Here is a 14,383-nt window from a genome sequence, read left to right as displayed (position 1 = left end):
TTCCTTGATTATGCTTTGGCTAACGCTGCGGGATGGCAATACCCACAGGCACGACACGGATGCTCGGCATATTTAAGGAAGATTCATGCACTGTCAACCTGAGTACAAACACCAAGTTTACATCTGGTTAGAAAACGTACAAGCCTGCCTGATCTGCGACGAATGCACAGACTCCGGCGAAAATGTGTGCAACGCCTGCGAAACCGAACTGCCCTGGCTGCTGGAGCACTGTGAACGCTGCGCCCTGCCTTTGCCGATGGACGGGTTGATCTGCGGCCAGTGCCAAAAACACCCACCGGCCTTCAACCAGGTGATCGCACCCTGGACCTACAGCTTCCCCATCGACACCCTGGTCAGCCGCTTCAAGCACCAGGCGCGTTGGCCGCTGGGCCACATGCTGGCACGCCTGCTGGGGCAGCACCTGCAACATCGCTTCGATAACGCCGAACTCAACCGCCCCGACGCTCTGCTGCCGGTCCCCATGGCCCGCAAGCGCCTGCGCCAGCGCGGCTTTAATCAGGCGCTGATGGTGGCTCGCTGGCTCGGTAGCGCGCTTAACATTCCCCTCAATGAACGCGCCCTGCTGCGCCCGCATGAAACCGTGGCGCAGCAAGACCTCGACGCCAAGACCCGCAAACGCAACCTGCTCAACGCCTTTGCCCTGGCCCCCGGCGCTCAAATCGCAGGGCAACACCTGGCGCTGGTGGACGATGTACTCACCACCGGCGCCACCGCCCATAGCCTGGCGCGGTTATTGATGGACGCTGGTGCACGCCAGGTCGATGTCTATTGCCTGGCGCGCACTCCCAAACCCGGCCTCTGACTTGACTCCCCCGCGTCAGGGCGGCAACGTCGGTTTATCTCATCCAAGCGTATGCCCATGTCTCTGCCCAGCCCACTCAGCCAGCACATCATCCGTCGCCCCCAACGCATTGCCTTGTTGGGGCATATCGCCGAGCAAGGCTCTATCACCCGTGCCGCCAAAAGTGCTGGATTGAGTTACAAGGCTGCCTGGGACGCTATCGATGAACTGAACAATCTCGCGCAAAAACCGCTGGTGGAACGCAGCGTCGGTGGCAAAGGCGGTGGCGGCGCCAGGCTGACGCAAGAGGGTGAACGGGTGCTGCGCCTTTACCAGCGCCTGCAAGTGCTGCAGGCCGAGCTGCTCGGTTCGGACGAAGCGGCCAGTGACTTCAACCTGCTCGGCCGCTTGATGTTGCGTACCAGCGCGCGCAACCAATTGCACGGCCAGGTCATCGCCATCGACACCCAGGGCCGCAACGACAGGGTTCGTCTGCGGCTGGCCGGCGATCTGCACCTGGACGCACAGATCACCCATGAAAGCACCCAACGACTGGAGCTGCAGACCGGCGTGGAAGTGGTCGCCCTGATCAAGGCGGGATGGCTGGAATTGCGGGCGATCGGGCATCCGGAAACACCTGGACACAATTGTATGAACGGTGTGATTGAGACGATTCTCGGCGCCGAGGATGGCCCCAGCGAGGTGCGTATCTGCTTGCCCAACGGCCAAGTCTTATGCGCGCTGGCACCGCCCGCCGCACTCCTGGCACTCAACGCTGCCGAGGGCCAGCCGATCCAGGTGCAATTCGCCCCCAGCAATGTGCTGCTCGGAACCCCGGTGTAACGTCTTCAGGCTGCAACAATTTGGTCACAACCGCTCCTTAAGGTATCTGCAAAAATCGCGGGAGCCTGAGATGAGCCTATTAGAAGAAAACCAAGCCACTGACCTTGAACAGATGGTCGGCCTGACCCGCCGTCGCTTTATCGGTGCGGGCGCCCTGTGCGGCGCCGCGATGTTCCTGGGCGGTAACCTGTTGAGCCGCAGCGCCCTGGCGGTGAATGCGGCCTCTGCCAGCCCGCTGCTGGGTTTCGCCAGCATCGCCGCCGCCACCAGCGACACCATCACCCTGCCCCCGGGTTACAGCGCTTCGGTGCTGATCAGCTGGGGCCAGCCACTGCACAAGAACGCCCCGGCTTTCGACCCGTCGGGCAATGGCACGGCCAAGGCCCAGGAGCAGCAATTTGGCGACAACAACGACGGGATGAGCCTGTTTCCGTTCCCGGGCGACAACAACCGCGCCTTGATGGCGATCAACAACGAATACACCAATTACCGCTACCTCTACGCCCACGGCGGCGCGCCGCAATCGGCCGAGGAGGTGCGCAAGGCCCTGGCCAGCGAAGGCGTGTCGGTGATCGAAGTTCGGCGCAAGGGCGATACCTGGCAGTTCGTCCAGGACTCACGCTACAACCGGCGCATCCATGGCAATTCACCGATCCGCTTGAGCGGCCCCGCTGCCGGCCATGACTGGTTGAAAACCGCGGCAGACAAAACCGGCAAGAAAGTCCTCGGCACGTTCCAGAACTGCGCCAACGGCATGACCCCGTGGGGCACCTACCTGACCTGCGAAGAGAATTTCACCGATTGCTTCGGCAGCAGCAACCCGCAGCAAACATTCGACGCCGGGCAGAAACGCTATGGCGTGGTAGCCGCCAGCAAAGACATCAACTGGCACCAGCACGACCCGCGCTTCGACCTGGCCAAGAACCCCAACGAACTCAACCGCCATGGCTGGGTGGTGGAGATCGATCCGTTCGACCCGCAATCCACCCCGGTCAAGCGCACGGCCCTGGGCCGCTTCAAACATGAAAATGCGGCCCTGGCCGAAACACGCGACGGCCGCGCCGTGGTGTACATGGGCGATGACGAGCGTGGCGAGTTCATCTACAAGTTCGTCAGCCGCGATCAGATCAACCACAACAACCCGAAAGCCAACAAAGACCTGCTCGACCACGGCACCTTGTACGTGGCCATCTTCGATGCGGGCGACGGCAACACCGACCATCCCAAGGGCAAAGGCCAGTGGGTTGAACTCACCCATGGCAAAAACGGCATCGACGCCAGCAGCGGTTTCGCCAACCAGGCCGAGGTGCTGATTCATGCGCGCCTGGCCGCCAGCGTGGTGAAAGCCACACGCATGGACCGCCCGGAATGGATCGTGGTCAGCCCCTCCGACGGCCAGGTCTATTGCACCCTGACCAACAACGCCAAGCGCGGCGAAGAAGGCCAGCCGGTGGGCGGCCCCAACCCACGGGAGAAAAACGTCTACGGCCAGATCCTGCGCTGGAAAGCCGACGCCGATAACCACGGTGCCACGGACTTTACCTGGGACTTGTTCGTGGTGGCCGGCAACCCGGGCGTGCACGGCGGTACGGCAAAGGGGGGCTCGTCCAATATCAACCCACAGAACATGTTCAACAGCCCCGATGGCCTGGGCTTCGACAAAGCCGGGCGCCTGTGGATCCTCACCGACGGCGACTACAGCAATGCGGGCGACTTTGCCGGCATGGGCAACAACCAGATGCTGTGTGCCGACCCGAGCACCGGGGAAATCCGCCGCTTCATGGTCGGGCCGGTGGCGTGTGAAGTCACCGGGATCAGCTTTGCACCGGATCAGAAAACCCTCTTTGTGGGCATTCAGCATCCGGGTGAAACCGGTGGTTCGACCTGGCCGCAGCATTTGCCGAACGGCAAGCCGCGCTCGTCGGTGATGGCGATTCGGCGGGATGATGGCGGGATCGTAGGCGCCTGATAGGCCGCTATCGCAGGCAAGCCAGCTCCCACATTTCGATGTGTAAATACATGCCAGTGTGGGAGCTGGCTTGCCTGCGAAGGCGTCCGCACAGCCACCGGCTATCTATGCTGTTACCATACCCGGCCGGACGCGGCGCCCTGCTGCGCGCAGGAGTTCGCATGGCCCACCCGTTTGAAACACTCACCCCTGATCTGGTCCTCGATGCCGTCGAAAGCATCGGTTTTCTCAGCGATGCCCGCGTATTGGCGCTCAACAGCTACGAAAACCGCGTGTATCAAGTGGGTATCGAAGACGCCGAACCACTGATCGCCAAGTTCTACCGGCCCCAACGCTGGACCAATGAGGCGATCCTCGAAGAGCACCGTTTTACCTTCGAACTGGCCGAGTGCGACGTACCGGTGGTAGCCCCGCTGATTCACAACGGCGAGAGCCTGTTCGAACACGCGGGTTTCCGCTTCACCCTGTTTCCCCGCCGTGGTGGCCGCGCGCCGGAGCCGGGTAACCTCGATCAGCTTTACCGACTTGGGCAACTGCTCGGGCGTTTGCACGCGGTGGGCTCCACCCGCCCGTTCGAACACCGCGAAGCCCTGGGGGTGAAGAATTTCGGTCACGACTCCCTCACCACCTTGCTTGAAGGCAACTTCATTCCCAAAAGCCTGTTGCCGGCCTACGAGTCCGTGGCCCGCGACCTGCTCAAGCGTGTGGAAGAGGTTTACAAGGCCACGCCGCACAAGAACATCCGTATGCACGGTGACTGCCACCCCGGCAACATGATGTGCCGCGACGAGATGTTCCATATCGTCGACCTGGATGACTGCCGCATGGGCCCGGCGGTGCAAGACCTGTGGATGATGCTCGCCGGCGACCGCCAGGAATGCCTGGGCCAGCTGTCGGAACTGATGGACGGCTACCAGGAGTTCCACGACTTCGACCCTCGCGAACTGGCCCTGATCGAGCCGCTGCGCGCCTTGCGCCTGATGCACTACAGCGCCTGGCTGGCACGGCGCTGGGATGATCCGGCGTTTCCCCACAGCTTCCCGTGGTTTGGCACCGAGCGCTATTGGGGCGACCAGGTGCTGGCATTGCGTGAGCAACTGTCGGCGCTCAATGAAGAACCGCTGAAACTCTTCTGACCAACACCACGCTCTCCTGTAGGAGCGAGCTTGCTCGCGAAAAACCCGAGAGCGCCTTTGGGTATCGCGTTATCGTTAACGATCTTCGCGAGCAAGCTCGCTCCTACAGTAAGCAGATCCCATTGTCTGACAAATATCCTTACAATCGCGCTTTGTTAGCTGCCTAAGCAAGGACTCTGCAATGCAAGCCGCCAACCCTCGCAAGGGGTACATCCTGGGCCTGAGTGCCTACGTTATCTGGGGTCTGTTCCCGCTCTATTTCAAAGCCATCGCCAGCGTGCCCGCCGCCGAGATCATCGTGCACCGTGTGCTCTGGTCAGCGCTGTTTGGCGGTTTGCTGTTGATGGTGTGGAAACACCCTGGCTGGTTTCGCGAACTGCGTGACAACCCCAAGCGCCTGGCGATCCTGGCACTCAGCGGTTCGCTGATCGCGGCCAACTGGCTGACCTATGTGTGGTCGGTGAACAGCGGGCGCATGCTTGAAGCCAGCCTGGGTTACTACATCAACCCGCTGGTGAATGTGCTGCTGGGTATGTTGATCCTCGGTGAACGCCTGCGCCGCCTGCAATGGGTGGCGGTGGGGTTGGCGGCGATCGGTGTGGCGCAACAGGTGTGGCAGGTGGGTAGCTTGCCGTGGGTGTCACTGGCGCTGGCGCTGACGTTCGGTTTTTACGGCTTGATCCGTAAACAGGCCCCGGTCAAGGCGCTGCCGGGGCTGGTGGTGGAAACCTGGATGCTGGTACCGATTGCTGTCGCCTGGTTGCTGTTCAATCCCTCGGCCCACAGTGCCCAATTGGAATTCTGGAGCACCTCAGAAGCCTGGTGGTTGGTGGCTGCAGGGCCGGTAACTCTGATTCCATTGGTCTGCTTCAACGCCGCAGCAAGGCATTTGCCTTACACGGCTCTGGGCTTTTTGCAGTATGTGGCGCCGACCCTGGTGCTGCTGGAAGCAGTATTGCTGTTCGGCGAACACCTGGCGCCCGCCACGCTGATTGCCTTCGCCTTCATCTGGGCTGGCCTGGTGATCTACAGCGTGGATGCATGGCTGACGGTGCGCAAACGCTGATCAAATAACGTACAAACCTATGCAGGCCACGGCGCGCGTGGCTTGCAGCGTTTCACCCCAAGGTTATCCACAACCTGATCCCCGCCATTTGTGCACAAGCCCTTGAAACTGCTCGTTTTTTGCTCAGCTGACGGAGAGCCCCGGCCCGCGTGGCCTGGCGCCGGGTCTCTACAGGTTATCCACAGGCCCATGCAAGATTTCCATGCATAACCTTGTGGGTGGTTATTCCTCGTTGCGCAGTTCCACCATCAAATCGTCGGCCAAGGTTTCGAGCGACTCCTGCAAACGCTCCAGAGACAGCGTGGACGGCACCTGCAACAAAGCTTCGGCATTGAACAACGGGTCCCCACTCATGGGCGCCGGGCGTACATCGGTACTCAAGCGTTCCACGTTGACCCCCTGCTGGCTCAACAGCGCCGTAATCTCGCGCACAATGCCCGAGCGGTCATTGCCCACCAGCGTCATCACAATCGATTTGGACACGGCCGCCTGCCCTGTGCTGCCCTCACCCACCAGCACGCGTATGCCATGTGTGGATAAGTCTTCCAGCGCGCCCACCAATGCCTGACGTTGCTCCGTCGGCACGCTGACCCGCAGGATCCCGGCAAACTGCCCGGCCATGTGGGCCATGCGGCTTTCCAGCCAGTTACCGCCGTGGGCGGCAATGTTCTGCGCAATGCGTTCAACCAGGCCGGGTTTGTCGGCGGCGATAATTGTGAGTACAAGATGGTCCATGGCGAAATACCTCGGGTGCGTTTCCTGTAGGAGCGAGCTTGCTCGCGAAGGTCGTCAACGATAATGCGAAAAAACTGACACTGCGGTGCTCTCAGGTTTTTCGCGAGCAAGCTCGCTCCTACAAAGTGGACGCGCGGTCGCTTGAAAACAAATCGTGTACCATTTTTATATTTATCTGGAACAATCCAATAGTTTTTTGAGAACATCCGGTTCTCCGCTGTGACCGTACGACCAAAGTGGGTCGCTAAACGACGTATTTAGTCTAATTTTCACAACCGCAAGTCATCATGTAGTATGCCCAACCGTGCACTACATAATGAAAATCTGAAAAAGCGCATAAGCTCCGCAGAGTGAGGCAAGCAATGACTGAACACGTTCAAGTCGGTGGCCTGCAGGTCGCCAAAGTCCTGTTCGACTTCGTGAACAACGAAGCCATTCCCGGTACCGGCATTACTGCCGACCAGTTCTGGGCCGGTGCCGACAAGGTCATCCACGACCTGGCACCGAAGAACAAAGCCCTACTCGCCAAACGCGACGATTTCCAGGTGCGGATCGATACCTGGCACCAGACCCACGCCGGCCAGGCCCACGACCCGGTGGCCTACAAAGCCTTCCTGCAAGACATCGGCTACCTGCTGCCAGAAGCTGCAGACTTTGAGGCCTCGACCCAGAACGTCGACGACGAAATCGCGCGCATGGCCGGCCCACAACTGGTGGTGCCGGTGATGAATGCGCGCTTTGCCCTCAACGCCTCGAATGCGCGCTGGGGCTCGCTGTACGACGCGCTTTATGGCACCGACGCCATCAGCGAAGCCGACGGCGCCGAAAAGGGCAAGGGCTACAACAAGGTGCGTGGCGACAAGGTCATCGCCTTCGCCCGCGCCTTCCTCGACGAAGCCGCACCGCTGAGCGCCGGCAGCCACGTCGACTCCACCGGCTACAAAATCGTTGATGGCAAGCTGATTGTCAGCCTCAAAGGCGGCAGCAACAGTGGCCTGCGAGACGATGCCCAGTTGATCGGTTTCCAGGGCCCCGCGGCCGAGCCGATTGCAATCTTGTTCAAACACAACGGCCTGCACTTCGAGTTGCAGATCGACGCCAGCACCCCGGTCGGCCAGACCGATGCCGCCGGCGTCAAAGACGTGCTGATGGAAGCCGCGCTGACCACCATCATGGACTGCGAAGACTCCGTTGCCGCCGTGGATGCCGATGACAAGGTGGTGATCTACCGCAACTGGCTCGGCCTGATGAAGGGCGACCTGGCCGAAGAAGTGGCCAAGGGCGGCAAGACCTTCACCCGCACCATGAACCCTGATCGCGTGTACACCGGCATCGACGGTAACGACGTGACCCTGCATGGCCGTTCGCTGCTGTTCGTGCGCAACGTTGGCCACCTGATGACCATCGACGCGATCCTCGACAAAAACGGCAACGAAGTGCCCGAAGGCATCCTCGACGGCCTGATCACCAGCCTGGCGGCGATCCACAGCCTCAACGGCAACAACACCCGCAAGAACAGCCGTACCGGTTCCGTGTACATCGTCAAACCGAAGATGCATGGCCCGGAAGAAGCTGCGTTCACCAACGAGCTGTTCGGCCGCATCGAAGAGGTGCTGAACCTGGCGCGCAATACGCTGAAAGTCGGGATCATGGACGAGGAGCGCCGTACCACGGTCAACCTCAAGGCCTGCATCAAGGCCGCCAGCGAGCGCGTGGTGTTTATCAACACCGGTTTCCTCGACCGTACCGGCGACGAAATCCACACCTCCATGGAAGCCGGCGCGATGGTGCGCAAAGCTGCCATGAAGGCGGAAAAATGGATCGGTGCCTACGAAAACTGGAACGTCGATATTGGCTTGAGCACCGGCCTGCAAGGTCGTGCACAAATCGGTAAAGGCATGTGGGCCATGCCCGACCTGATGGCGGCGATGCTTGAGCAGAAAATCGCCCATCCATTGGCCGGTGCCAACACCGCCTGGGTACCGTCGCCGACCGCTGCGGCGCTCCACGCGTTGCACTACCACAAGGTCGACGTATTTGCCCGCCAGGCCGAACTGGCCAAGCGCGAACGCGCCTCGGTGGACGATATCCTCACCATTCCTCTGGCCAGCAACACCGATTGGTCTGACGAAGAGATCCGCAACGAACTGGACAACAACGCCCAGGGCATCCTCGGCTATGTGGTGCGCTGGATCGACCAGGGCGTGGGCTGTTCCAAAGTGCCCGACATCAACGACGTCGGCCTGATGGAAGACCGCGCCACCCTGCGTATCTCCAGCCAGCACATCGCCAACTGGCTGCGCCACGGCATCGTCAACGAAGCTCAAGTGATGGAAAGCCTCAAGCGCATGGCGCCGGTGGTGGACCGTCAGAATGCCGGGGATGCGTTGTATCGCCCACTGGCACCGGATTTCGACAGCAACATCGCGTTCCAGGCAGCGGTGGAGTTGGTGATTGAAGGGACCAGGCAGCCTAATGGCTATACCGAGCCGGTGTTGCATCGCAGGCGTCGGGAGTTCAAGGCCAAGAACGGCCTGTAATGGTAGGAGCGAGCTTGTTCGCACCAACAGATGCAAAAAAGCCCTGATCGAAAGATCGGGGCTTTTTTATCAGTGTCAGTTAGACCGCGTTGCCTGAATCGCAGGCAAGCCAGCTCCCACAGGGAGTGCATTTCAAATGTGGGAGCCGGGCTTGCCCGCGAAGAGGCCAGGCCAGTCACCCCACACTCAGGGCAGCATCCCCAACTCCCGCTTCACCAACTTCGCCAACTTCACGCTATCAATCGGCTTGAGCAAAAAGTCCACCACACTCAAGTGCATCGCATCGATCACATCCGGCGCTTCGGCGTCCCCCGACATGATGATGATCGGCAGCGCCGCCCGGGTCGACTCACGCACCTGGCGAATCAACTCCAGGCCATTGCTCGGTGCCATACGCAGGTCGGTGATCAGCAAGCCGATGGAACTGCTCGATTTCAACAAATCCCATGCCGCCTCACCACTGTCGGCGGTCAAGCAGCGAATGCCGTCCAGCCCCAGGATTTCCGCCAGCAGCTCACGCGCATCCTTGTCGTCGTCCACGATCAATACGCGTTGGGGCGGTAAATCAGGCTCGAGCATCACGGCGCTCAACGCCTCGCGCTCGGCATCACTCAAAATATCGTGGTCGGACATACGTTTCTCAGCAGTTCTAAATCAATCTCCCAGCACTCGTCAGACATCTGTGCAAGGTCGAACAATGTGCACTTCGTCGGAAAGTTTGCCTAGTGGGCGTTCTACGGGGTTTGGACGATAGTCATGTAAGGTTTTTCCCTAGTTGTGCAGCGTTTTCACCGACCTAGACTTACGTCCAATGGGCACCCGCGGTGCAGGAGTCGACCATGCAGCACGATAACGACAAAAACACTGCGGTCACTGTTATGAGTAAAGCTGATGCATACGCACAGGCGGGTAAAACCGCTGTGTTGCAGAACATCCACGGCACCCTGCAATTGCTGCAACGCTTCCCGCCGTTCAACCAGATGGAACAGGCGCACCTGGCCTTCCTGGTGGAGCAGTGCCAACTGCGCTTCTATGGCCAGGGCGACAGCATCCTCAAACCGTCGGGCGGGCCGGTCGAGCATTTCTATATCGTCAAACAGGGCCGGGTGGTCGGCGAGCGGCCAGACTCACCGGATCCCACCTTCGAAATCACCACCGGCGAGTGCTTTCCCCTCGCCGCGTTGTTGGGTGAACGTGCGACCCGCACCGAGCATAAAGCCGCGCAAGACACCTTCTGCCTGCAACTGAACAAGCCGGCGTTTATCAAGCTGTTTGCCCTTTCCAGCCCGTTTCGGGATTTTGCCTTGCGCGGGGTCAGCAGCCTGCTCGACCAGGTCAACCAGCAAGTGCAGCAAAAAGCCGTTGAAACCCTCGGCACCCAATACTCCCTGAATACCCGCCTGGGCGAATTGGCCATGCGCCACCCGGTGACGTGCAGTCCACACACGCCGCTGCGTGAAGCAGTGACGTTGATGCACGAGCAACAGGTCGGCAGCATTGTGATTGTTAACGAGCACAAAGCGCCCCTGGGCATCTTCACCCTGCGCGACCTGCGCCAGGTGGTGGCTGATGGCACCAGCGATTTCAGCCAGGGCATCGAGGGCCATATGACCCAGGCGCCGTTCTTCCTGAGCCCGGACCACAGTGCCTTCGATGCCGCCATCGCCATGACCGAACGGCATATCGCTCATGTGTGCCTGGTCAAAGACCAGCGCCTGTGCGGCGTGGTGTCCGAGCGTGATTTGTTCTCTTTGCAACGCGTGGACCTGGTGCACCTGGCCCGCACCATCCGCAACGCGCCCCGGGTGGATAACCTGGTCGCGATCCGCGGTGAAATCGGCCAGTTGGTAGAACGGATGCTTGCCCATGGCGCGTCGTCCACCCAGATCACCCACATCATTACGCTGCTTAACGACCACACCGTATGCCGGCTGATCGAGTTGACCCTGGCGGAAAAAGGCGACCCCGGCGTGCCATTCAGTTGGCTGTGTTTCGGCAGCGAAGGCCGCCGCGAGCAAACGCTGTACACCGATCAGGACAACGGCATTCTGTTCGAGGCCAGAGACGCCGTCGAAGCGGCCGAGATACGTGAGCGCCTGCTTCCCCTGGCGCAGCACATCAATCAAAGCCTGGCGCTGTGCGGCTTCAGCCTGTGCAAGGGCAATATCATGGCCGGCAACCCCGAGCTGTGCTTGTCTCGGGTGGAGTGGGCGCGGCGCTTCGGCGCGTTTATTCGCGAGGCGACACCGGAGAACTTACTGAGCTCAAGCATCTACTTTGATTTGCGTGCGGTGTGGGGCGACGAGCGTGGTTGCGAGCAACTGCGTCAGGGCATTCTCGATCAGGTCGCGGACAACCCTTTGTTCCAGCGCATGTTGGCCGAAAACGCATTACGCCAGCGCCCGCCCGTAGGACGTTTTCGCGAGTTCGTGCTGACCCGCAAGGGCAGCGAAAAGGCCACCCTGGATCTCAAGGTGCAGGGCCTGACTCCCTTTGTCGATGGCGCACGCCTGCTCGCCCTGGCCAACGGTATCCACGCCAATAACACCCTGGAACGCCTGCGTCAGTTGGTAGACAAGCAAGTGATCGAGCCGCTGGACGGCGCCGCCTACGAAGAGGCCTACCACTTCATTCAGCAAACAAGAATGCAGCAGCATCAATTGCAGACCCGCGAGAACCAGCCCTACTCCAACCGCGTCGACCCCGACAGCCTCAACCACCTCGACCGACGCATCCTGCGTGAATCCCTGCGCCAGGCCCAGCGCCTGCAAAGCAGCCTGACCTTGCGGTATCAACTGTGAGTTGGTTCGGCTGGTTTCATAAGCAAAAACCCGGGCTGGATGCCGCGCAACAACAGCGCCTGGAACAACTGCCCACGCCTGGCGCATTGGGCGATGGTTCGTTGCGCAGCCAACGCTGGGTAGTGGTGGACCTGGAAACCAGCGGCCTGAACCTAAACCGTGACCAGGTGCTGTCCATCGGCGCCGTGGTGATCGAGGACGGCGCGGTGGATTTTTCGCAACTGTTCGAACGCACCCTGCAACGCACCGACACCAAGCTCAGCCCCAGCGTGCTGATCCACGGCCTCGGCCCCAGTGCGATCGCCGCCGGCAGCGACCCGGCCGAGGCGTTGCTGGATTTTATGGCGTTTGTAGGCGACAGCCCGTTGCTGGCCTTCCATGCACCGTTCGATCAACACATGCTGGGCCGGGCGCTCAAGGACAGCCTGGGTTATCGCCTGGCCCACCCGTTTCTCGACGTGGCCGACCTGGCGCCGCTGTTGTGCCCCGACGCCACGCTGCGCGAGGCCGGGTTGGACGACTGGCTCAACCATTTCCAGCTACAGGTCGGCGAGCGTCATCACGCCAGCGCCGATGCGCTGGTCACGGCGGAGCTGATGCTGATCCTGTTCAGCCGTGCGCGGCAGCAACAGATCGACACGCCCCATGCGCTGCAAGAGCGTTTGGCCCAGTGGAAACGCCGTCAACAAGCGCCATCGTTTTAATGTCACCGCCCGACAGACGCCAATTGCGCCCACCCCACGCCTCTGACACAATCGCGAATAATTCTCGTTAGTTTACACTTCTTGTTTATTCGGTGATGCCTTGTCGTCGGTCCAGACCCCACACAGTGAGCTTGTTGGCGCGTTGTATCGCGACCATCGTGGCTGGCTGCTGGCCTGGCTACGCCGCAATGTAGCCTGCCCGAGCCGCGCCGAAGACCTGAGCCAGGACACCTTCATGCGCCTGCTGGGCCGCGACGGCTTGCGTGAACCCCGCGAACCCAGGGCATTCCTGGTGGCCATCGCCAAGGGCCTGCTGTTCGACTACTTCCGTCGTGCCGCCCTGGAGCAGGCGTATCTCACTGAGTTGATGCTGATCCCCGAAAGCGAACACCCTTCGCCGGAAGCACAGCAACTGATCCTCGAAGACCTCAAGGCCATCGACCGACTGCTCGGCAAGCTGTCGAGCAAGGCCCGCGCCGCTTTCCTCTATAACCGCCTCGACGGCCTGGGCCACGCCGAAATCGCCCAGCGCCTCGGCGTGTCGGTGCCCCGTGTGCGCCAGTACCTGGCCCAGGGCATACGTCAGTGCTACATCGCGCTGTATGGCGAGCCGTCGTGACAGCCATTGGCTCCAGGCCGGTGTCGGCACGGGTGCTGGATGCCGCGATTGCCTGGCAGTTGTCCCTGGATTCGGGTGACGGCAGTGCGGTGGAACAAGAAGAGTTCGCCAAATGGCTGGCCAGCGATGAGGAACATGCGCGCGCCTGGCGCCAGCTGGGTATGCTCGATCAGCGTTTCAGCGTGGCCGCCGGCCCTGCCCGGGCGGCGTTGCTGCAATCGCGCCACGGCATCCGCCAGCGCGTACGCAAGTTGGGCCGTGGCCTGGCGAGCATCGTACTGGTGTGTGGCCTGGCGTTGTTTGCCGGCGAGCGTTACGTGCCGATCCACTATTGGCTGGCCGACCAGCGCACCGCCACCGGCGAACAACGCACGCTGAAACTGGCGGATGGCACTTCGATCAACCTCAATACCCATAGCGCCATTGATGTGCGCTTCGACGAAAAACGCCGATTGATTGTGTTGCAGGAGGGCGAAATCCTCGTCGAAACCGGCCACAACGATTCACGCCCGTTCTATGTACAAACCCGTGACGGCAGCCTGCGAGCGCTGGGCACCCGGTTTATCGTCAAGCGCGAAGATGACGCCACGCGCCTGAGTGTGTTGCAGTCCGCCGTGGCCGCCCAGCCTGAAGCGCTGCATCAGGAACAGATTTTCAAGGCCGGCCAGCAAGTAGTGATGCGCAGCGACGGCCTTGGCCCGCTGCTGGCCGTGACACCCGCCACCGACGCCTGGACCCGCGGCATGTTGGTGGTCGACAACGCCCGCCTGGGCGATGTGATCGAAGAACTGGGCCGCTACCGCACCGGGCATTTGGGCGTGGATGACAACGTGGCAGACCTGCGCATCACCGGCAGCTTCCCGCTGCACGACACCACGCTGGCGTTGAATGCGCTGTTGCCGACCTTGCCGGTGCAGATCGAGCAGCACACGCCGTGGTGGGTGACCGTCAAGGGTAAGCCTTAGGGTTTTCGGCGTCTGGAGATCGCTATCGGGGGCAAGCCCCCTCCCACACTTGAACCTCGCCGCGGTCAAAAAGGTGGGAGGGGGCTTGCTCCCGATGAGGCCCTCAAAAACACTACAAAAAATATTTTCACCCCGCCCTATCACTTTCCGATTCTCGTTCGGCACCTAGGCAATTGAGAAATATTTCCATTCAGGAGCCGCCT

The 14,383-nt window shown here is 61.0% G+C and carries 12 protein-coding genes; 10 read left to right on the top strand and 2 right to left on the bottom strand.

Annotated features, from left to right (window positions below):
- The first annotated feature begins 85 nt into the window (after nt 1-85).
- The 5 genes from TX23_RS11295 (at nt 86) to rarD (ending at nt 5,816) form a co-directional block, all read left to right on the top strand.
- Complete coding sequence (locus TX23_RS11295) at nt 86-823, top strand: ComF family protein (protein ID WP_057702228.1); 738 nt, start codon at nt 86-88, stop codon at nt 821-823.
- 57 nt (nt 824-880) lie between these two features.
- Nucleotides 881-1,645, top strand: a complete 765-nt coding sequence (locus tag TX23_RS11290; RefSeq protein WP_057702227.1) for a TOBE domain-containing protein — start codon at nt 881-883, stop codon at nt 1,643-1,645.
- A 70-nt stretch (nt 1,646-1,715) separates the two neighbouring features.
- The gene (locus TX23_RS11285) at nt 1,716-3,614 is read left to right on the top strand and encodes a PhoX family protein (RefSeq protein ID WP_057702226.1); all 1,899 of its coding nucleotides are present in this window, start codon (nt 1,716-1,718) and stop codon (nt 3,612-3,614) included.
- A gap of 161 nt (nt 3,615-3,775) precedes the next feature.
- Nucleotides 3,776-4,750, top strand: a complete 975-nt coding sequence (locus tag TX23_RS11280) for a serine/threonine protein kinase (protein WP_057702225.1) — start codon at nt 3,776-3,778, stop codon at nt 4,748-4,750.
- A gap of 181 nt (nt 4,751-4,931) precedes the next feature.
- Entirely contained in the window at nt 4,932-5,816 is an 885-nt protein-coding gene (gene rarD / locus TX23_RS11275) for an EamA family transporter RarD (RefSeq protein WP_057702224.1), read from the top strand.
- A 222-nt stretch (nt 5,817-6,038) separates the two neighbouring features.
- Here rarD and TX23_RS11270 read toward each other — a convergent pair whose 3' ends face one another.
- Nucleotides 6,039-6,551 (bottom strand): glycine cleavage system protein R, encoded by a 513-nt coding sequence (locus tag TX23_RS11270; protein WP_005792098.1) that lies wholly within the window; start codon nt 6,549-6,551, stop codon nt 6,039-6,041.
- 362 nt (nt 6,552-6,913) lie between these two features.
- Here TX23_RS11270 and TX23_RS11265 point away from each other — a divergent pair, with 362 nt between their 5' ends.
- On the top strand, nt 6,914-9,091 hold the full coding sequence (locus TX23_RS11265) for a malate synthase G (RefSeq protein ID WP_057702223.1): 2,178 nt from the start codon (nt 6,914-6,916) through the stop codon (nt 9,089-9,091).
- A gap of 186 nt (nt 9,092-9,277) precedes the next feature.
- Here TX23_RS11265 and TX23_RS11260 read toward each other — a convergent pair whose 3' ends face one another.
- The gene (locus tag TX23_RS11260; RefSeq protein ID WP_057702222.1) at nt 9,278-9,724 is read right to left on the bottom strand and encodes a response regulator; all 447 of its coding nucleotides are present in this window, start codon (nt 9,722-9,724) and stop codon (nt 9,278-9,280) included.
- 245 nt (nt 9,725-9,969) lie between these two features.
- On the opposite strand from TX23_RS11260, the gene TX23_RS11255 reads away from it, so the two are divergent.
- The 4 genes from TX23_RS11255 (at nt 9,970) to TX23_RS11240 (ending at nt 14,180) form a co-directional block, all read left to right on the top strand.
- Entirely contained in the window at nt 9,970-11,892 is a 1,923-nt protein-coding gene (locus TX23_RS11255) for a putative nucleotidyltransferase substrate binding domain-containing protein (RefSeq protein WP_082629604.1), read from the top strand.
- Nucleotides 11,889-12,596: a 3'-5' exonuclease gene (locus tag TX23_RS11250; protein ID WP_057702220.1), complete on the top strand. Its 708-nt coding sequence runs from the start codon at nt 11,889-11,891 to the stop codon at nt 12,594-12,596. The genes TX23_RS11255 and TX23_RS11250 overlap by 4 nt, the downstream gene beginning before the upstream one ends.
- A 100-nt stretch (nt 12,597-12,696) precedes the next feature.
- A complete protein-coding gene (locus tag TX23_RS11245) occupies nt 12,697-13,215 on the top strand; it encodes an RNA polymerase sigma factor (protein ID WP_005792103.1) in 519 nt (172 codons plus the stop codon).
- Nucleotides 13,212-14,180: a FecR domain-containing protein gene (locus TX23_RS11240; protein ID WP_057702219.1), complete on the top strand. Its 969-nt coding sequence runs from the start codon at nt 13,212-13,214 to the stop codon at nt 14,178-14,180. Before TX23_RS11245 ends, TX23_RS11240 begins: the two co-directional genes overlap by 4 nt.
- Nucleotides 14,181-14,383: the final 203 nt, after the last annotated feature.

The sequence above is a fragment of the Pseudomonas paralactis genome (assembly GCF_001439735.1).
In the GTDB taxonomy this organism is placed as follows: Bacteria; Pseudomonadota; Gammaproteobacteria; order Pseudomonadales; family Pseudomonadaceae; genus Aquipseudomonas; species Aquipseudomonas paralactis.
This window is presented reverse-complemented; position numbering and strand designations above follow the sequence as displayed.